Genomic DNA, 18,489 nt, shown 5'->3' on the forward strand with positions numbered 1-18,489 from the left:
GGTTTGTTCAGGTCACACGGCCACGGGGGCGCAAATCAGCGTGATCCCCTTGGCCTGAATCTGTTCTCTGGCCGCATTGCTCAGCCCCTCGTCGGTCACCAGGGTATGGATGCCGGACCAGGGCAGCTCGAGATTGGGGATCTTGCGGCCGATCTTCTCCGACTCCACCATGACGATGACTTCCCGCGACACCTCGGCCATGACCCGGGAGAGACCCACCAGCTCGTTGAAGGTGGTGGTGCCTCGCTCAGGGTCTATGCCGTCGGCGCCGATAAACAGCTGGTCGAAGTCATAGGAGCGCAACACCTGCTCCGCCACCTGGCCCTGGAAGGATTCGGAGTGGGGATCCCAGGTGCCGCCGGTCATCAGCAGGGTGGGTTCGTTCTCCAGCTCGCGCAGGGCGCCAGCCACGTTGAGGGAGTTGGTCATGACGATAAGGCCGCGCTTGCTGCCCAGCATGGGGATCATGGCGCTGGTGGTGCTGCCGCTGTCGATGATGATGCGGTTGTGATCGCGGATCCGCTCGGCTGCGGCGCGGGCAATGGCCAGCTTTCGCTTCGAAACCTGATCCGGGTTGCTGTCCACCACCATCTCGCTGGGCAGGGGAACGGCACCGCCGTAGCGACGCAGCAACAGGCCACCGGTCTCCAGCACCGCCAGATCCTTGCGGATGGTCACCTCGGAGGTGGAGAAGTGTTTGGCCAGGGCGTCGACACTGACTTCACCCTGTTCCTGTACCAGGCTCACTATGGTGTGGCGACGCTGTTGAGTGTTGCGTTTGGTCATTGTTAAGTTTCGATTCGAAAGAATGGCGAAATATTAATGCCTTTTCGGGAAAAATCAAACGGCAAATAGGATCCGATTTGCTTCGATGCCAGAATGGGCAAGCCGATTTGCGACGAGGACGCCATGCAAAAACGACTCATCTGGCTGGTGGAAGACGAGACCAGCATTGCCGACACCCTGATCTACGCCCTGCAGACCGATGGTTTCGAGGTGGAGTGGTTCCCCCTCGGACAGCCGTTGCTGGCGCGACTGGAACAGACGCAACCCGACTTCCTCATTCTGGATGTGGGACTGCCGGACATCAGCGGCTTCGAGCTGTGCAAGCAGGTGCGGACCCTGACCGACACGCCCCTGATGTTTCTCACCGCCCGCAGCGAGGAGATAGACAGGCTGATCGGGCTGGAGATAGGGGCTGACGACTACGTGGCCAAGCCCTTCTCGCCCCGCGAGGTGTGCGCCAGGGTGCGGGTCATACTGCGCCGCAGCCAACCCAGCGCTCCCCAACCGAGCCAGCTGCTGGTGCTGGATGAGGAGCGGGCCCGCATCTGCTTCCACGGCCAGCCGCTGGCGCTCACCCGCTATGAGTACCTGCTGCTCAAGACCCTGATGCTGGCGCCGGGTCGGGTCTACTCCCGCCAGCAGCTGATGGATCTGGTGTGGCAGGATGCGGAAGAGAGTCTGGATCGCACCGTCGACACCCACATCAAGACTCTGCGGGCCAAGCTGCGGGAGCGGGACCCTGACGCCAACCTGATCCTGACCCACCGCGGGCTGGGCTACAGTCTGGAGCTGGCATGAACTCAGAGTGGCCGGGCATCGGCAGGGGGATGAGATGAGAATCGGATTGCAACTGCTGTGCGGCCTGGTGCTGATCTTCGCCCTGGCTGCCTGGTTCGTGCTGGAGATCTTCGTCGAGGAGATCAAGCCCGGGGTACGCAGCGCCACCGAAGATACCCTGGTGGACATGGCCCAGATGCTGGCCCCCCTGGCCCTGGACGACATGCAGGAAGGAAAGATGGCGAATGGCCGGCTGGCCAGCGCCTTCGCCCGCCTCAACCAGAGTCCCATCAATGCCCTCATCGATGGCCACCTCAAGCAGCAGGCGGAGTACCGCATCTATGTGACCGACGCAAAAGGCAGGGTGGTCTACGACTCGGACGGGGTAGATCTGGGCAAGGACTACTCACGCTGGAACGACGTCTACCTGACCCTGCGCGGCGAATATGGCGCCCGCAGCACCCGCAGCGACCCCGACGATCCCGCCAGCTCGGTGATGCACGTGGCCGCCCCGCTGCGGGAAGGGGCCAAGATCATCGGCTCCCTCACCGTCGCCAAGCCCAACAGCACCCTGCAGCCCATGATAGAGCGCAGCGAACACCAGTTGCTGAAAGGGGCGGCCCTGCTGCTGTTCATCTCGCTGCTCATCGGCGCCTTGCTGGTGTGGTGGCTCAACCGCGCCATCGGCAAGCTGGTGCACTATGCAGATGCAATCAGCCAGGGTCAGCCCGCCAGCCTGCCGCGCCTCTACAGCCCCGAACTGGACAGGCTAGGCCACTCCCTGGAGACCATGCGCCGCCAACTGGACGGCAAGGCCTATATCGAGGCCTATGTCCACAGCCTGACCCACGAGCTCAAAAGCCCGCTGGCGGCCATTCGCGGGGCGGGGGAGATCCTGGCCGAGGCGCCGCCGCCGGACATCGCAAAGCGCTTTATCGGCAACATCAATCTGGAGACGGCCCGCATGCAGCAGCTGATCGAACGCATGCTGCAACTCGCCCGCCTCGAATCAGGGCAGGGGCTGGACAGACAATCCGTTGAGCCGGCCCGGCTGGGCAGACGGGTGCTCGATGCCCGCCAGATCCAGGCCCAGCGCCGCCAGATCGCCCTGCACGCCGAGCTGGGGGAAGGTCAGAAGCAGAAGTGGGATCCCCTGCTGGTGGAGCAGGCCCTTGGCAACCTGCTGGACAACGCCCTCGATTTCGCCCCCGCCGGCAGTACCCTGGTGCTGAGCGGCGCCATGGAGGAGGGGGGTTATTGCTTCCGGGTGCGGGATCAGGGGCCAGGCATTCCCGACTTTGCGCTGCCCAGGATTTTCGAGCGTTTCTACTCCCTGCCAAGGCCAGACAAGGGCAAGAGCAGCGGCCTCGGGCTCAGTTTTGCCATGGAGGTGGCACGCCAGCACGGCGGCCATCTTGCCCTTGCCAATCAGCCGGACGGGGGGGTGCTGGCCACACTCTGGCTGCCCGGCAACTGAGGACACTTCACACCAAGCACACAGAGCCGGGCTAAGCTGCACCTCCTCGATGACGACCGTCCCCGTCGATGCGCATTCATATTAATCAAGGAGATAGATATGCCCCGTATGCTGTTGTCCGGTCTGCTTGCCGCCGGCCTCTTCTGTGCACTGCCTGCCAGCGCCGCCTCTGGTTGCATGCTGTTTGCCGATGGCACCGGCAAACCCGTCAGCACCCAGGGGGACTGTGCCGCCCAGTTGACCCCGGCCTCCACCTTCAAGATCCCGCTGGCACTGATGGGCTATGACAGCGGCTTTCTGGTGGATGAACAACTGCCGGCCCTGCCGTTCAAGGCCGGTGATCCTGATTTCCTGCCGGAGTGGAAACAGACCACCACCCCGAGCAGCTGGATGCAATTCTCGGTCATCTGGTACTCGCAGCGCCTCACCGAGTGGCTGGGAGAGGCTCGCTTCCAGCACTACGTGGACAGCTTCGACTACGGCAACCGGGATCTCGAAGGCAACCCGGGCAAGCACGACGGTCTGACCCAGGCCTGGCTCAGCACCAGCCTCGCCATCAGCCCCCAGGAGCAAGCCCGCTTCCTTGGCAAGATGGTGAGCGGCAAGCTACCGGTCTCCGCCCAGACCCTGCGCCATACCGCCAACCTGATGCGTCAGCCCGACATCGACGGTTGGCAGATCCACGGCAAGACCGGCATGGGCTACCCCAAGCTGCTGGATGGCAGCCTGGACAGGGAGCAGCAGATCGGCTGGTTCGTCGGCTGGGCCAGCAAACAGGACAAGACGCTCATCTTCGTCCACACCGTTATCCAGAAGCCGGGCAAGCAGTTCGCTTCCCTCAGGGCCAGGGAGGAGGTGTTCGCCGCCCTGCCGGCCCGGTTGAAGACACTCTGATGCCAGCAACACCGGCGCCTGGCGCCGGTTTTTTTATCCCCCTTCACCACCACTTCACACTGCCCCATCCTCCCTTCACGCGACCCCGGCACACTCCCGTTCAACAACAAGGAGACGTGTCATGGTCAAACAGATTTTCACCCACAAGATCGCCCTGCTGCTGCTGCTCTGCCTGCTGATGATGATCCCGGTTCACGCCATCATGGAGCTGAATCGGGAGCGCCAGGCCTATCGCAGTCAGGCCATTCACAGCATCATGGCCAGCCACAGCGGGCCCCAGCGCCTGATGGGGCCCGTACTGGTACAGCCCTATACCCGGACCGTCACCGTCGAGCAGGATGGCAAACATTTCGTTCGCAAGGAGCAGGTCTATCGCTACCTGCTGCCCCAGAGGCTGGACGTGCGGGCCAGCATGGAGGTGACCCCGCGCAAGCTCGGTATCTATCAGGCCCAGATTTATCACAGTCGGCTCTCCCTCTCCGGCCTGATGCCCACCAGCCTGGCTGACAAGGGGCTGGTGGCCGGCAACCCGAACCTGAGCTTCGACCCGGCGGATCCCGCCCTGGTGCCGGGCAAACCCTATCTCAGCCTGATCCTCTCCGATGCCCGGGGCATCAGCCGCGTACCCGAACTGCAATGGGGGGAGAAACGCATCCCGTTTGCCCCTGGTGCCCAGCTGGGGGACGGGCGAGTGGGGATCCATGCCCCGCTCGACGCCTTGCCAGACGAAGATGGCCGCTTTCACATCGAGCTGGATCTGCAGGGCATGAACGCGCTGGAAGTGTTGCCGCTCGGACAGGACAGCCGGTTTCACCTGAGCGGCAACTGGCCCCATCCCAATTTTCTCGGCGACTTTCTGCCCGGTGAACGCACCCTTGCGGATCAAGGGTTCGAGGCAAGCTGGCAGACCAGCTGGTTCGCCACCGACATGGAGAGTCGCTTCAACCGCATGATGAAGGGAGCGGGCACCAAACTGCCGTCATTCAGCGTCAGCCTGGTGCAACCGGTGGATCACTATCAGCTGAACGAGCGGGCCGCCAAATATGCCCTGCTGTTCATCGGCCTCACCTTCATCAGCTTCTTCATGTTCGAGCTGCTCAAGGGGCTGCGGGTACACCCCATCCAGTACGCGCTGGTGGGCATGGGGCTGGCCATCTTCTATCTGGTGCTGCTGGCGCTGACCGAGCATCTCGGCTTTGCCTGGGCCTATCTCATTGCCGCCCTGGCCAGTGTGGCCCTCAACGGCTTCTACCTGAGCCATGTGCTGGGCGGCCCGAAACAGGGCATGGGATTCGCCGCCCTGCTGGGGCTGGTCTACGCCATCCTGTTCGGGCTGCTGCAGGCCGAGGAGACAGCCCTGTTGCTTGGCGCCCTGCTGCTGTTCGCCACCCTGGCGCTGGTCATGGGGCTGACTCGCAAGCTCGACTGGTATCAGGTGATGGAGAACAGTCCCTCCGCCACCGCATGGGCGGCCCCCCAGCCATCGACCAATGACACCAGCCATCAGCCATAAGCAAAAAAACCGGCGCCCTCGGGCGCCGGTTTGCATTTCATTGATCGGGCATCACTTCTTCTTGACCGGGCGAGCCCAGTTCGGAATGTGGCGCTGGGGCACCCGGGTGATCACCAGCTCGTTTTCCGCCACATCCTTGGTGATGGTGGAACCCGCCCCCAGGGTCGCCCCCTTGCCGATCCGCACCGGCGCCACCAGCTGGGTATCGGAGCCGACGAAGACATCGTCCTCGATGATGGTCTGGAACTTGTTCACCCCGTCGTAATTGCAGGTGATGGTGCCGGCACCGATGTTCACCTTGGCGCCGACGTCCGCATCCCCCAGATAGGTCAGATGACCGCACTTCGAGCCCACACCCAGCCGGGCCTTCTTCATCTCGACGAAGTTGCCGACATGGGCATCCTGCTCCAGCACGGCACCCGGGCGCAGGCGGGTAAAGGGCCCGACCGAGCACTGGTCAGCAATTTGCGCACCTTCGATGACGGAGTAGGGTTTCACCTCGGTGTGGTCGCCGATCACGCAATCCTTCAATACGCTGCCGGCACCGATGCGCACGTGATTGCCCAGCACCACCTTGCCTTCGATGATGACGTTGACGTCGATCACCACCTCCTCCCCGATTTCCAGGGTGCCGCGCAGATCGAAGCGGGCCGGGTCGATCAGGGTGGCGCCGGCGATCATCAGCTTCTCGGCCTGCATCTGCTGGTAGCTGCGCTCAAGCGCAGCCAACTGCACCCGGTTGTTAGCTCCTTCCACTTCCATGGCGCTGTCCGGATGGACTGCAGCGATGGGGCAGTTGTCACCGTGGGCCATGGCGATGACGTCGGTCAGATAGAACTCGCCCTGGGCATTCTTGTTGTCCAGACGCGACAGCCAGCTGCGCAGCTGGCCGCCGTTGGCCACCAGCACGCCAGTGTTCACCTCGCGGATGGCAAGTTGCTCGACGTTGGCATCCTTCTGCTCGACAATGCCGACCACCTGACCATGTTCCCGCACGATGCGGCCATAGCCGGTCGGGTTGTCCAGTACCACGGTCAGCAGCGCCATGCCATCGTCGGTCTTGGCGGCCAGCAACCGTTGCAGGGTCTCGGGCTGGATCAGCGGGGTATCGCCGTAGAGCACCAGCACGTCGTCTTCGTCGTTCCAGAACGGGATGGCCTGGGCCACCGCGTGGCCGGTTCCCAGCTGCTGGGCCTGCAGTACCCAGTTCACATCTTCCGCGACGATCCGCTCCTTGAGCAGCTCGGCACCGTGGCCATAGACCAGGTGCAACTGTTCGGCACCGATCTGGCGAGCGGTATCGATCACATGGGAGACCATGGGCTTGTTGGCCACGGGGTGCAGCACCTTGGGGAGAACAGAACGCATACGAGTACCTTTACCCGCAGCCAGGATCACGACATTGAGAGACATAGCTAGCCTTTGAAACAGGTGGAAATGCTGGGCGGAGTCTATCCAACGGGCAAAAAAAAAGCGACCCGAAGGTCGCTTTTTGCATCACCGTGATTAGCGGTAATTCTTTTTGACGATATCGATAACCCGCAGCTGGGCCATCGCTTTGGCCAGCTCGGCAGACGCCTGAGCATAGTCGATATCACCATGGGAGCTGTTGATCCGCTCTTCGGCACGACGCTTGGCTTCCTGGGCTTTCGCCTCATCCAGATCGTCGGCGCGAATGGCGGTATCGGCCAGCACGGTCACGGCTTCGGGTTGTACTTCCAGCATGCCGCCGGAGATGTACAGCACCTCTTCGCTACCATTTTGCTTGATCAAGCGGACCAGGCCCGGCTTGATGGCAGTCAGCAACGGAGCATGACCGTGGCGGAGACCCAGCTCACCTTCGGAGCCTGATACCTGGGCAGATTGCACGCGACCGGAAAACAGTTTTCCTTCGGCGCTCACCACATCCAGGTGAAAGGAGATCATCTCAGCCATGGGCCCTCCTATCGAGGCTTACAGTTTCTTGGACTTCTCGACGACTTCGTCGATGCCGCCAACCATGTAGAACGCCTGCTCCGGCAGATCGTCATACTCGCCCTTCAGGATGCCCTGGAAGCCACGGATGGTTTCCTTCAGCGGCACGTATTTGCCCGGAGAACCGGTAAAGACTTCGGCCACGAAGAACGGCTGGGACAGGAAACGCTCGATCTTACGGGCACGGGCTACGGTCAGTTTGTCTTCTTCTGACAGTTCATCCATACCCAGGATGGCGATGATGTCCTTCAGCTCCTTGTAGCGCTGCAGTACGGTCTGGACACCACGAGCGGTCTCGTAGTGCTCCTTGCCAACCACCAGCGGATCCAGCTGACGGGAGGTGGAGTCCAGCGGGTCAACGGCCGGGTAGATACCCAGAGCCGCGATCTGACGGGACAGTACGACGGTCGCATCCAGGTGGGCGAAGGTGGTCGCCGGAGACGGGTCGGTCAAGTCATCCGCAGGCACGTAAACGGCCTGTACGGAGGTGATGGAACCAGTCTTGGTGGAGGTGATGCGCTCTTGCAGAACACCCATCTCCTCGGCCAGGGTCGGCTGGTAACCTACTGCGGAGGGCATACGGCCCAGCAGTGCGGATACTTCGGTACCGGCCAGGGTGTAACGGTAGATGTTGTCCACGAAGAACAGCACGTCACGACCTTCGTCACGGAACTTCTCGGCCATGGTCAGGCCGGTCAGCGCCACGCGCAGACGGTTTCCGGGCGGCTCGTTCATCTGACCGTAAACCAGAGATACTTTGTCCAGTACGTTGGACTCCATCATCTCGTGGTAGAAGTCGTTACCCTCACGGGTACGCTCACCTACACCGGCGAACACGGAGTAACCGCTGTGCTCGATCGCGATGTTACGGATCAGCTCCATCATGTTGACGGTCTTGCCTACACCGGCGCCGCCGAACAGACCAACCTTACCACCCTTGGCGAACGGACATACCAGGTCGATAACCTTGATGCCGGTCTCCAGCAGCTCGGTGCTGTTGGACTGATCTTCGTAGCTGGGGGCTTCGCGGTGGATGGACCAACGCTCTTCTTCGCCGATCGGACCCTTCTCGTCGATGGGGTCGCCCAGTACGTTCATGATACGGCCCAGGGTCGAGGTACCGACCGGTACCTGGATGGCCTTGCCGCTGTTAACTACTTCCAACCCACGACGCAGACCGTCGGAGGAACCCATGGTGATGCAACGCACGACGCCGCCGCCGATCTGTTGCTGAACTTCCAGTACCAGACCCTGGCCTTGGCCTTCGCTGACAACCTTCAGTGCATCGTACACCTGGGGCACGGCATTCTGCGGGAACTCGATGTCCACCACAGCGCCGATGATTTGGACGATGAAACCGTTACTCATGTCAAATCCTCTAAACCTTTGATAACCCTTGCCTTACACCGCAGCAGCACCGGAAACGATCTCTGTGAGCTCCTGGGTAATACTGGCCTGACGGGCCTTGTTGTATACCAGTTGCAGATCGTTAATCAGGTTGCCGGCGTTGTCAGTCGCGGCTTGCATGGCAACCATTCGGGCTGCCTGTTCACTTGCCAAGTTTTCTACCACACCCTGGTAGACCTGGGATTCGACGTAGCGAATCAGCAGGGTATCCAGCAGTTGCTTGGGATCCGGCTCATAGAGGTAGTCCCAGTGGTGCTTCTTGGCGAGCTTGCTGTCTTCTGTTACGGGCAAAGGCAGCAGTTGATCGACTTTTGGTTGCTGAACCATGGTGTTGACGAACTTGTTGTACACCAGATACAGCCTGTCAATCTCACCGTTGTCGTAAGCCTTCAGCATGACCTTCACTGAACCGATCAGGTCATTGACGCTCGGGTTGTCACCCAGTCCGGAGACGTGGGCTTTCACCTTGGCGCCGTGCCGTTCAAAGAAGTTGGAGGCCTTGTTACCGATCAATGCCAGGTCAACCTTGGCACCTTTCGCGCTCCATTGCTTCATATCATTGAGGGCAGCCTTGAACAGGTTGATGTTCAGACCACCACACAGGCCACGGTCGGTGGAGACGACGATGTAACCCACTCGCTTCACCTCACGTTCGATGAGGTAGGGGTGCTTGTATTCCAAGTTCCCCTGAGCGATATGGCCGATCACCTTGCGCATGGTTTCAGCGTACGGACGGCTGGCAGACATGCGTTCCTGCGCACGGCGCATCTTGCTCGCTGCCACCATTTCCATAGCGCTGGTGATCTTCTGAGTGTTCTTCACACTCCCGATCTTGTTACGTATCTCTTTTGCGCCGGCCATCTCTTCTCTCCATCAGGTGGCAGCTCGCGCTGCCACACACGCTTACCAGGTCTGGGTTGCCTTGAAGTCATCCAGCAACGCAGTCAGCTTGCCAACGATCGCGTCGTTGTAGTCGGCCTTGGCATTGATTTCAGCCATCAGCTCGGCATGCTGGGTATTGGCGTAAGAGAGCAGAGCGGCTTCGAAGTCGACGATCTTGCTCAGTTCGACATCGGCGAGATAACCCTTCTCGGCGGCGAACAGCACCAGGGATTGCTGGGCCACGCTCATCGGAGAGTACTGCTTCTGCTTCATCAGCTCGGTGACTTTCTGGCCGTGATCCAGCTGCTTGCGAGTAGCATCGTCCAGGTCGGAAGAGAACTGGGCAAATGCCGCCAGTTCGCGGTACTGGGCCAGCGCGGTACGGATACCACCGGACAGCTTCTTGACGATCTTGGTCTGAGCAGCACCGCCCACACGGGATACGGAGATACCCGGGTCAACCGCCGGACGAATACCGGAGTTGAACAGCTGGGAGGTCAGGAAGATCTGGCCATCGGTGATGGAGATCACGTTGGTCGGAACGAACGCGGAGACGTCACCGGCCTGGGTTTCGATGATCGGCAGGGCGGTCAGGGAACCGGTCTGGCCTTTCACGGCACCATTGGTGAACTTCTCTACGTACTCGGCGTTGACGCGAGCAGCACGCTCCAGCAGACGGGAGTGCAGATAGAAGACGTCACCCGGGTAAGCTTCACGTCCAGGCGGACGGCGCAGCAGCAGGGAGATCTGGCGATAGGCAACGGCCTGCTTGGACAGGTCATCATAGATGATCAGTGCGTCTTCGCCGCGGTCACGGAAGTACTCGCCCATGGAGCAACCGGCGTAGGGAGCCAGGTACTGCAGAGCAGCCGCTTCGGAGGCAGAAGCCACGACCACGATGGTGTTGGCCAGGGCGCCGTGCTCTTCCAGCTTGCGCACCACGTTGGCGATGGTGGAGGCCTTCTGGCCGATCGCAACGTAGACGCACTTAATGCCGGAATCTTTCTGGTTGATGATGGTGTCGATGGCGATGGCGGTCTTACCAACCTGGCGGTCACCGATGATCAGCTCACGCTGGCCACGACCGATAGGGATCATGGCATCGATGGCTTTCAGACCGGTCTGGACTGGCTGGTCAACAGACTTACGCTCGATAACGCCCGGGGCGATCACTTCGATCGGCGAGAAGCCGTCGTTGTCTACCGGACCCTTACCGTCGATCGGCTGACCCAGGGTGTTGACCACCCGGCCCAACAGACCACGACCGACCGGCACTTCCAGAATGCGGCCGGTACCCTTTACCTTCATCCCTTCGGCCAGATCGGCATAGGGACCCATTACTACGGCACCAACGGAGTCACGCTCCAGGTTCAATGCCAGAGCGAAGCGGTTGCCCGGCAGCTCGATCATCTCACCCTGCATGGCATCGGCCAGACCGTGGATACGAATGATACCGTCGCTTACAGAAACGATGGTACCTTCGTTACGCGCCTCGCTTTTGACATCAAACTGCGCAATGCGCTGCTTGATCAGCTCGGCGATTTCAGTGGAATTCAGTTGCATGCTCTAATACCCCAATCAAGATTGCAGCGCATCGGCCATGCGATCCAGCTTACCGCGGACCGTGCCGTCGATAACGAGATCACCGGCCTTGATGAGCACCCCGGCCATCAAGGACGCATCTGTGCTGCAATTCAGCTTCACTTTGCGCGCGAGACGTTGTTCCAGAGAAGCCTGAATATTGGCTTTCTGCTGGTCGGTCAGTTCGATCGCCGAAATCACGTCAGCCTGAACTTCTTTGTCCAGTTCAGCCTTGAGTGCGACGAATTCGGTAACGACCGCCGGCAGCACACCCAAGCGACCATTCTCGGCCATCACCCGGATCAGGTTCTGACCGTGCTCGTTGAGCTGCTCACCGCAGACACCGACAAACAGCTTTGCCAGTTCTTCGGCAGCAACGGAGCCGTTTACCAGGCTATGCATGGTCTCGTTTTCTGCCACCTGAGCGGCGAAATCGAGCATCTCCAGCCATTGGTCAACCGCCTTGTGCTCAACGGCAAACTCGAAAGCAGCCTTGGCGTAGGGGCGAGCGATTGTAGTCAGTTCAGACATAGCCCCGTTCCCGTTACAGTTCTGCTACCAGTTTGTCGACGATGTCGCTGTTGGCAGCCTGGTCGATTTGGCGTGCCAGGATCTTCTCTGCACCCGCGATGGCAAGAGCAGCAACCTGCTTGCGCAGTTCTTCTTTGGCACGATGACGTTCAGCTTCGATCTCTGCACGGCCCTGAGCCAGGATTTTCTCCCGCTCAGCTTGGGCTCCGACAGCGGCCTCATCAATGATCTGGGCCTTGCGTTTGTTGGCCTGATCGATGATTTCAGCAGCCTGAAGCTTGGCTTCTTTCAGCTGATCGGTGGCGTTGGCCTTGGCCAGCTCCAGATCTTTCTTGGCACGCTCTGCAGAAGAGAGGCCGTCAGCGATTTCTTTCTGACGGGCTTCGATGGCAGCCATCAGCGGCGGCCATACGTACTTCATGCAAAACACTACGAAGATGAAAAAAGCAACTGCTTGGCCGAGGAGGGTGGCGTTGATATTCACAGCCGATGTCCTCTTTAGTTAGTTAATGGGTTCTGCGTGAGTCGTAATGACTTAGGCAACCGCAAACATCACATACAGACCCAGACCAACGGCGATCATCGGGATCGCATCCACCAGACCCATCACGATGAAGAACTGGGTACGCAGAACAGGGATCAGGTCAGGTTGACGAGCTGCACCTTCCAGGAACTTGCCACCCAGGATACCGATACCGATGGAGGCGCCGATAGCCGCCAGACCCATCATCATTGCAGCAGCGATGTACAGCAGGTCCATGTTCAAGTTTTCCATGAGGATCTCCATTTATTTAGATGTAATTGATTGTATAAAAAGGATTATTTGAGTTGCATCAACCATGGTCTTCCTGCGCCATCGACAGATAGACGATGGTCAGAACCATGAAGATAAACGCCTGCAAAGTGATGATCAGGATGTGGAAGATTGCCCAAGGCACGGACAGGATCCACTGTGACCACCAGGGTAACAAACCCGCAATCAGGATGAAGATCAGTTCGCCAGCATACATGTTGCCGAACAGTCGCAGACCCAATGAAACAGGCTTGGAAATCAACGTGACGGTTTCAAGGATGAAGTTAACCGGGATGGCAGCAGGGTGGTTGAAAGGCTGAAGCGTCAGCTCCTTCACGAACCCGCTGATACCCTTGACCTTGATGCTGTAGTACAGGATCAAGAAGAACACGCCCAAAGCCATGGACATGGTGATGTTAACGTCAGCAGAGGGAACCACACGCAGATAGGGAACACCCATCAACTGTGCAGCGTGAGGGATAAAGTCAACGGGGATCAGGTCCATGAAGTTCATCAGGAAGATCCACACGAACACCGTCAGGGCCAAAGGTGCGATGACCTTGTTGCGACCATGAAAGATGTCCTTGACGTTACCATTCACAAACTCGACCAGCATCTCCACAAAGCACTGCAGCTTACCGGGCACACCGCTGGTGGCCTTGACGGCAACCTTGCGGAACAACCAGATAAACAGGGCGCCTAGCACGACGGAAAATATCATGGAATCGATATTCACCGTCCAGAACCCGGACCCTACCTGCAGGTGGGTCAGGTGGTGGGAGATATATCCCTGAGGAGTCAGGACTTCTCCGGTTGCAGACATGAGTTTTCCTAATAGTGGTTGTTAAGCGTGAATGAAACTATCCACTGTACAACGAGGGCGAGGATATAAGTGGCGAAGAACGAGGCGGTGTCGACCTCAATCCCGGCGCCAAACAGCAGGGCGAAAAGTCCTGTTGTAGTAATGAGCTTAATCCCTGCCCCACCATAAAAGTCCCGCAAAACCAGGCCTACGCTCTCTTTCGTCACCTTGCGGCGCAGAACCCAGAGCGTGAACAGGGCTTGAGGAACCCAGTACATCCCCCCTCCGTAGAGAGAGGATTGTCCGGCGAACTCTCCCGCCTGATAAAACCAGACGGTGGCGATCGCCAGGATCAGGACCAGCTGACAAACGAGCATAGCCAAGGCCAGCGTCAAACCTTCCAAGGCTATTTTCTGCTTCACCAACCTACCCCTGAACATTACAGAACTGTAAAAAATCGGGATCCGAAGACCCCAGGTTCACAGCTCGAAAAGCCGGTCAAATTATACCCGTGAAGACGGCTATTGCAACATGGCAAAAATCCTTAATTTTTGCGGCTTTCCGCGCGAAATTAAGGTTATGTTCATATCGAAAGTAATGGATGTTTTATTACTACAAAAAGCGTAAAAATCACGATTCTGACAGGCCAAAATAGCCCAATACCCGGTCCAAATCTGCCAAGTTATCGTAACTTATTACTAACTTGCCGCTATCTTTCTTGCCCGGCTGAAGTTGCACCTGATTGCCAATTTTTTCAGAAATCTGGCGCTCGAGATAACCAAACTGGGGATCACGGACGGGTTCAACCCTGGTTTTTGCCGGTTCCAGTGCTTTTTGCACCAGCTTCTCGGTATCTCGCACTGTCAGCCCCTTCTGGGCCACCAGTTTGGCCAGCTCTGACTGGGCCTGGCCGCTCAGGGCCAGCAGGGCACGGGCATGCCCCATGTCGAGGTCGCCGTGCTCCACGAAGCGCTTCACGTCCTCGTTGAGCTGGTTGAGACGCAGCAGGTTGGTGACCGTGGTGCGGGACTTGCCCACCGCCTCGGCAACCTGCTGGTGAGTCAGTTCGAACTCCGTCAGCAGGCGCTGTAGGGCGACGGCCTCCTCGATGGCGTTGAGATCTTCACGCTGGATGTTCTCGATAAGTGCGATGGCGACGGCCGCCTCGTCGGCGACATCCTTGACCAGGCAGGGCACCACTTCGAGACGGGCCAGCTGGGAGGCGCGCCAGCGGCGTTCACCAGCAATGATTTCGAAACGGTTTTCACCGATAGAGCGAACCACGATGGGCTGGATCACCCCTTGTGCACGGATGGAGTTGGCCAACTCCTCCAGCGCATCCTGGGACATATCCTTGCGCGGTTGGTATTTGCCGGACTGCAGCCACTCCACCGGCAGCTTGCGCAATTCCCCCTGATTGGTCGGGGCCATGGCCTGTTCGGTGCGCTGGTCGCTCATCACCTGTTTCTGGCGGGCGGCCGTGCTGGTGCTGAGCAGGGCGTCCAGCCCCTTGCCCAGCCCACGTTTCTTCGGCGTCATATGCTCTCTCGATCTGCGGTGAGCGGCTGGGACTCCTGCTCCTGGCGGCGCAGGATCTCGCCAGCCAGGGCCAGATAGGCCTTGGCCCCCACCGATGATTTGTCATAGTGCATGGCTGGCGCGCCAAAGCTCGGCGCCTCCGCCAGTCTTACGTTGCGGGGAATGATGGTGCGATAGACCTTGTCCCCGAAATGCTGTTTCAGCTGATCGGACACATCATTGGCCAGCCGGTTGCGATGATCGAACATGGTGCGCAGCACCCCTTCGATCTTCAGCTCCGGATTGACCACGGCTGCCAGCTTGCTGATGGTGTCCACCAGGGCGGTCAGCCCTTCCAGCGCATAGTATTCGCACTGCATGGGCACCAGCACGGAGTCGGCGGCGGCCATGGCATTCACCGTCAGCATGTTGAGGGAAGGCGGGCAGTCGATGAAGACGTAGTCGTACTTGTCCCTGACCGAGGCCAGGGCGTTGCGCAGGCGGATCTCGCGGGCAAAAAACTCCATCAGGCGGATTTCTGCCGCGGTCACGTCGGCATTGGCGGCGATCAGGTGATAGCCTCCCGAGGTTTCGGGGATGATCACCTCGCCGATAGGGGCATCTTCGATCAGCAGTTCATAGGCGGTGCGTTCGACATCGTACTTGTCGACGCCACTGCCCATGGTGGCATTGCCCTGCGGATCCAGATCGATCACCAGCACCTTGCGCCGGGTAGCGGCCATGGAGGCGGCCAGATTCACACAGGTGGTGGTTTTACCCACTCCACCCTTCTGGTTGGCTATGGCAATGACTTTTCCCACACTGTCCCCTAAATGAATGCGGCGGCCCTATTCGGGCTGGATGGCTTTAAACTCCAGCAGATGGCGTTCGCCTTCCAGTTCCGGCACCACCAGCTTGTGGGTGGCAACCAGGCGAATGCTGGCAGGCAACTGTGCCAGTTCCTGCTCGGGGTATTGTCCCTTGAGCGCCAAGAAGCTGCCCTCGGGTGACGGCAGATGATGACACCAGCTCAGCATGTCCTCCAGGGAGGCGAAAGCCCGGCTCAGTACACCATCAAATCCGGTCTCGGGTTGATACTCCTCCACCCGGGATTTGACGGGGGTCACATTGGTCAACCCCAGCTCCAGGATCACCTGGCGGATGAAGTTGATCCGCTTGCCCAGGCTGTCGAGCAGCACGAACTGTTTGTCCGGATTGATGATGGCCAGCGGCAGTCCGGGCAGACCCGGACCCGTTCCCACATCGATGAAGCGTTCACCGTGCAGGTGAGGACTCACCACCAGGCTGTCGAGGATATGCTTGACCAGCATGGCGTCCGGATCTCGCACCGAGGTGAGATTGTAAGCCTTGTTCCACTTGTGCAGCAACTCGACCAACTGCACCAACTGGGTCTTCTGGGTTTCGGTGATAACAATTCCGGCCTGCATGAGCAGGCCGTTCAATCTTTGCAGCATGTTGTCCAACGGGGAATTCCTCAGGCGGTTTTACGCAGCAGGCCGTGTTTCTTCAAGTGCACCAGCAAGATGGAGATGGCGGCAGGGGTGATGCCGGAGATGCGGGACGCCTGACCAATGGTCTCTGGCTTGGCATCGTTGAGCTTGGCGATCACCTCGTTGGAGAGACCGTTCACGTCGCGGTAGTTCATATCCAACGGCAGCAGGGTGTTTTCGTTGCGCAGCTGTTTCTCCACCTCGTCGTGCTGACGCTCGATATAACCGGCGTACTTGATCTGGATCTCCACCTGATCCGCGGCAGCCGCATCGGTCAATGCAGGCCCCACACCCTCGATGGCCATCAGGGCATCGTAGGTCACCTCGGGGCGACGCAACAGCTCTTCCAGGCTCTGCTCCCGGGTCAGGGGAGTGTTGACCAGGGCGTTGACGGCCTCCAGAGACGGATGCTGTGGATGGATCCAGGTCGAGCGCATGCGCTGACGTTCCTGCTCCACCTGTTCCACCTTGGCATTGAACAGGCTCCAGCGATGATCGTCCACCAGACCCAGCTCGCGGCCGATGGCGGTCAGGCGCAGATCCGCGTTGTCTTCCCGCAGCAGCAGGCGATATTCGGCACGGCTGGTGAACATGCGATAGGGTTCGCGGGTCCCCAGTGTGGAGAGATCGTCCATCATCACGCCCATGTAGGCTTGATCCCGGCGTGGGTGCCAGGCTTCCTTGCCCTGGGCGCGCAAGCCCGCGTTCAGACCGGCCATCAGACCCTGGGCAGCGGCCTCTTCATAGCCGGTGGTGCCGTTGATCTGGCCGGCGAAGAAGAGGTTCTCGATGCACTTGCTCTCCATGTTGGCCTTGAGATCCCGCGGATCGAAGAAATCGTACTCGATGGCGTAGCCAGGGCGAGTGATATGGGCATTCTCGAAGCCACGGATCGAGCGGACGATCTGCACCTGCACGTCGAACGGCAGGCTGGTGGAGATCCCGTTCGGGTAGAGCTCGTGGGTGGTCAGGCCTTCCGGTTCCACAAAGATCTGGTGCGCCGTCTTGTCGGCAAAGCGGGTGATCTTGTCCTCGATCGACGGACAGTAGCGCGGACCTATCCCCTCGATCACCCCGGCGTACATGGGGCTGCGATCCAGGTTGTTGCGGATCACCTCGTGGGTTTGCTCATTGGTATGGGTCACGTAGCAAGGCATCTGGCGCGGATGCTGGCTGGCGTTGCCAATGAAGGAGAAGACCGGGCGAGGATCGTCACCATGTTGCTGCTGCATCACAGAAAAATCGACGGTGCGTGCATCGATGCGTGGTGGCGTGCCCGTTTTGAGGCGATCGATGCGCAGCGGCATTTCACGCAGGCGCTGGGCGAGGGCAATTGAGGGAGGATCCCCGGCGCGGCCCCCTTTGTAGTTCTCCATGCCGATGTGGATCAGACCATTGAGGAAAGTGCCAACGGTCAGTACGACCGTCTTGCCGCTGATGCGGATCCCGCTCTGGGTAACGACCCCGGCGACGCGATCCCCGTCCATGACCAGATCGTCACAGGCCTGCTGGAAGATCTTCAGGTTCGGGTAGTTCTCCAGGGTCTGACGCACCACAGCCTTGTACAGCAGGCGATCAGCCTGGGCACGAGTAGCCCGCACCGCAGGGCCCTTGGAAGAGTTGAGCGTGCGGAACTGGATCCCGCCGAGATCGATGGCCTGCGCCATGATCCCGCCAAGGGCGTCGACTTCCTTGACCAGGTGTCCCTTGCCGATCCCGCCGATCGCCGGATTGCAGGACATATGCCCCAGCGTATCTATGTTGTGGGTGAGCAACAGGGTATTGAGACCCATTCGGGCTGCCGCTGTTGCTGCTTCGGTTCCTGCATGACCGCCACCGACGACGATCACATCAAATTGTTCATGGTATTGCATTGGGGATCACCTTGATCTGCACGCCTGAAGATCTTTGTTTGCCTGGTCTGAAGGGCGGATCATTCTATCTGTTTAGCATCCGGAGGGGAACGTCTACTTCAGGATCAGTATGGATCAGGGAGCGGTTAAATAGATCTTAAGGATCTTTAGATCGATCTTTTATTGGATC

General features: G+C 59.5%; 19 protein-coding genes. 4 read left to right on the forward strand and 15 right to left on the reverse strand.

Annotation, left to right across the window (positions count from 1 at the left end):
- Positions 1-12: 12 nt before the first annotated feature.
- Complete coding sequence (locus tag J9893_RS10730) at positions 13-786, reverse strand: DeoR family transcriptional regulator (protein WP_104455023.1); 774 nt, start codon at positions 784-786, stop codon at positions 13-15.
- 123 nt (positions 787-909) lie between these two features.
- Here J9893_RS10730 and blrA point away from each other — a divergent pair, with 123 nt between their 5' ends.
- The 4 genes from blrA (at position 910) to creD (ending at position 5,447) form a co-directional block, all read left to right on the forward strand.
- Positions 910-1,584: a beta-lactam response regulator transcription factor BlrA gene (gene blrA, locus J9893_RS10735; RefSeq protein WP_143238268.1), complete on the forward strand. Its 675-nt coding sequence runs from the start codon at positions 910-912 to the stop codon at positions 1,582-1,584.
- 34 nt (positions 1,585-1,618) lie between these two features.
- Positions 1,619-3,040 (forward strand): beta-lactam sensor histidine kinase BlrB, encoded by a 1,422-nt coding sequence (gene blrB / locus J9893_RS10740; protein ID WP_029313357.1) that lies wholly within the window; start codon positions 1,619-1,621, stop codon positions 3,038-3,040.
- 99 nt (positions 3,041-3,139) lie between these two features.
- Positions 3,140-3,934 (forward strand): class D beta-lactamase OXA-1160, encoded by a 795-nt coding sequence (locus J9893_RS10745; protein WP_010672256.1) that lies wholly within the window; start codon positions 3,140-3,142, stop codon positions 3,932-3,934.
- A 121-nt stretch (positions 3,935-4,055) separates the two neighbouring features.
- The gene (gene creD / locus J9893_RS10750) at positions 4,056-5,447 is read left to right on the forward strand and encodes a cell envelope integrity protein CreD (RefSeq protein ID WP_053288926.1); all 1,392 of its coding nucleotides are present in this window, start codon (positions 4,056-4,058) and stop codon (positions 5,445-5,447) included.
- A 51-nt stretch (positions 5,448-5,498) separates the two neighbouring features.
- On the opposite strand, the gene glmU is transcribed toward creD, so the two are convergent.
- From glmU to mnmG, 14 genes are all read right to left on the reverse strand, one after another.
- Complete coding sequence (gene glmU, locus J9893_RS10755; RefSeq protein ID WP_143238271.1) at positions 5,499-6,860, reverse strand: bifunctional UDP-N-acetylglucosamine diphosphorylase/glucosamine-1-phosphate N-acetyltransferase GlmU; 1,362 nt, start codon at positions 6,858-6,860, stop codon at positions 5,499-5,501.
- Between the two features lie 93 nt (positions 6,861-6,953).
- On the reverse strand, positions 6,954-7,382 hold the full coding sequence (locus J9893_RS10760) for a F0F1 ATP synthase subunit epsilon (protein ID WP_010672259.1): 429 nt from the start codon (positions 7,380-7,382) through the stop codon (positions 6,954-6,956).
- Positions 7,383-7,400: 18 nt separating this feature from the next.
- Positions 7,401-8,789 (reverse strand): F0F1 ATP synthase subunit beta, encoded by a 1,389-nt coding sequence (atpD, locus tag J9893_RS10765; RefSeq protein WP_010672260.1) that lies wholly within the window; start codon positions 8,787-8,789, stop codon positions 7,401-7,403.
- Positions 8,790-8,822: 33 nt separating this feature from the next.
- The gene (gene atpG / locus J9893_RS10770) at positions 8,823-9,689 is read right to left on the reverse strand and encodes a F0F1 ATP synthase subunit gamma (RefSeq protein ID WP_010672261.1); all 867 of its coding nucleotides are present in this window, start codon (positions 9,687-9,689) and stop codon (positions 8,823-8,825) included.
- A 42-nt stretch (positions 9,690-9,731) separates the two neighbouring features.
- Positions 9,732-11,273 (reverse strand): F0F1 ATP synthase subunit alpha, encoded by a 1,542-nt coding sequence (gene atpA / locus J9893_RS10775; protein ID WP_010672262.1) that lies wholly within the window; start codon positions 11,271-11,273, stop codon positions 9,732-9,734.
- Positions 11,274-11,288: 15 nt separating this feature from the next.
- Entirely contained in the window at positions 11,289-11,822 is a 534-nt protein-coding gene (atpH, locus tag J9893_RS10780; RefSeq protein WP_052815148.1) for a F0F1 ATP synthase subunit delta, read from the reverse strand.
- Between the two features lie 13 nt (positions 11,823-11,835).
- Positions 11,836-12,306, reverse strand: a complete 471-nt coding sequence (gene atpF / locus J9893_RS10785) for a F0F1 ATP synthase subunit B (protein ID WP_010672264.1) — start codon at positions 12,304-12,306, stop codon at positions 11,836-11,838.
- A 51-nt stretch (positions 12,307-12,357) separates the two neighbouring features.
- Positions 12,358-12,597: a F0F1 ATP synthase subunit C gene (gene atpE, locus J9893_RS10790; RefSeq protein WP_010672265.1), complete on the reverse strand. Its 240-nt coding sequence runs from the start codon at positions 12,595-12,597 to the stop codon at positions 12,358-12,360.
- A 58-nt stretch (positions 12,598-12,655) separates the two neighbouring features.
- Positions 12,656-13,438 (reverse strand): F0F1 ATP synthase subunit A, encoded by a 783-nt coding sequence (gene atpB / locus J9893_RS10795; RefSeq protein ID WP_010672266.1) that lies wholly within the window; start codon positions 13,436-13,438, stop codon positions 12,656-12,658.
- An 8-nt stretch (positions 13,439-13,446) separates the two neighbouring features.
- A complete protein-coding gene (locus J9893_RS10800; RefSeq protein WP_010672267.1) occupies positions 13,447-13,857 on the reverse strand; it encodes an ATP synthase subunit I in 411 nt (136 codons plus the stop codon).
- 190 nt (positions 13,858-14,047) lie between these two features.
- Positions 14,048-14,956, reverse strand: coding sequence for a ParB/RepB/Spo0J family partition protein (locus tag J9893_RS10805; protein WP_010672268.1), 909 nt, complete (start codon positions 14,954-14,956; stop codon positions 14,048-14,050).
- A complete protein-coding gene (locus J9893_RS10810; RefSeq protein ID WP_029313362.1) occupies positions 14,953-15,756 on the reverse strand; it encodes a ParA family protein in 804 nt (267 codons plus the stop codon). Before J9893_RS10810 ends, J9893_RS10805 begins: the two co-directional genes overlap by 4 nt.
- Positions 15,757-15,783: 27 nt before the next feature.
- Positions 15,784-16,410, reverse strand: a complete 627-nt coding sequence (gene rsmG / locus J9893_RS10815) for a 16S rRNA (guanine(527)-N(7))-methyltransferase RsmG (protein ID WP_053288974.1) — start codon at positions 16,408-16,410, stop codon at positions 15,784-15,786.
- A 20-nt stretch (positions 16,411-16,430) separates the two neighbouring features.
- A complete protein-coding gene (gene mnmG, locus J9893_RS10820) occupies positions 16,431-18,320 on the reverse strand; it encodes a tRNA uridine-5-carboxymethylaminomethyl(34) synthesis enzyme MnmG (RefSeq protein ID WP_010672271.1) in 1,890 nt (629 codons plus the stop codon).
- Positions 18,321-18,489: the final 169 nt, after the last annotated feature.

It is taken from the genome of Aeromonas sp. MaB10011B, assembly GCF_017939325.1.
GTDB classification, from domain to species: domain Bacteria; phylum Pseudomonadota; class Gammaproteobacteria; order Enterobacterales; family Aeromonadaceae; genus Aeromonas; species Aeromonas caviae.

Excerpts from the sequence above, each read along its gene's own strand:
- J9893_RS10730 (WP_104455023.1), bottom strand. The coding sequence starts at position 786 with ATGACCAAACGCAACACTCAACAGCGTCGCCACACCATAGTGAGCCTG.
- blrA (WP_143238268.1), top strand. The coding sequence starts at position 910 with ATGCAAAAACGACTCATCTGGCTGGTGGAAGACGAGACCAGCATTGCC.
- blrB (WP_029313357.1), top strand. The coding sequence starts at position 1,619 with ATGAGAATCGGATTGCAACTGCTGTGCGGCCTGGTGCTGATCTTCGCC.
- J9893_RS10745 (WP_010672256.1), top strand. The coding sequence starts at position 3,140 with ATGCCCCGTATGCTGTTGTCCGGTCTGCTTGCCGCCGGCCTCTTCTGT.
- creD (WP_053288926.1), top strand. The coding sequence starts at position 4,056 with ATGGTCAAACAGATTTTCACCCACAAGATCGCCCTGCTGCTGCTGCTC.
- glmU (WP_143238271.1), bottom strand. The coding sequence starts at position 6,860 with ATGTCTCTCAATGTCGTGATCCTGGCTGCGGGTAAAGGTACTCGTATG.
- J9893_RS10760 (WP_010672259.1), bottom strand. The coding sequence starts at position 7,382 with ATGGCTGAGATGATCTCCTTTCACCTGGATGTGGTGAGCGCCGAAGGA.
- atpD (WP_010672260.1), bottom strand. The coding sequence starts at position 8,789 with ATGAGTAACGGTTTCATCGTCCAAATCATCGGCGCTGTGGTGGACATC.
- atpG (WP_010672261.1), bottom strand. The coding sequence starts at position 9,689 with ATGGCCGGCGCAAAAGAGATACGTAACAAGATCGGGAGTGTGAAGAAC.
- atpA (WP_010672262.1), bottom strand. The coding sequence starts at position 11,273 with ATGCAACTGAATTCCACTGAAATCGCCGAGCTGATCAAGCAGCGCATT.
- atpH (WP_052815148.1), bottom strand. The coding sequence starts at position 11,822 with ATGTCTGAACTGACTACAATCGCTCGCCCCTACGCCAAGGCTGCTTTC.
- atpE (WP_010672265.1), bottom strand. The coding sequence starts at position 12,597 with ATGGAAAACTTGAACATGGACCTGCTGTACATCGCTGCTGCAATGATG.
- atpB (WP_010672266.1), bottom strand. The coding sequence starts at position 13,438 with ATGTCTGCAACCGGAGAAGTCCTGACTCCTCAGGGATATATCTCCCAC.
- J9893_RS10800 (WP_010672267.1), bottom strand. The coding sequence starts at position 13,857 with ATGTTCAGGGGTAGGTTGGTGAAGCAGAAAATAGCCTTGGAAGGTTTG.
- J9893_RS10805 (WP_010672268.1), bottom strand. The coding sequence starts at position 14,956 with ATGACGCCGAAGAAACGTGGGCTGGGCAAGGGGCTGGACGCCCTGCTC.
- rsmG (WP_053288974.1), bottom strand. The coding sequence starts at position 16,410 with ATGCTGCAAAGATTGAACGGCCTGCTCATGCAGGCCGGAATTGTTATC.
- mnmG (WP_010672271.1), bottom strand. The coding sequence starts at position 18,320 with ATGCAATACCATGAACAATTTGATGTGATCGTCGTCGGTGGCGGTCAT.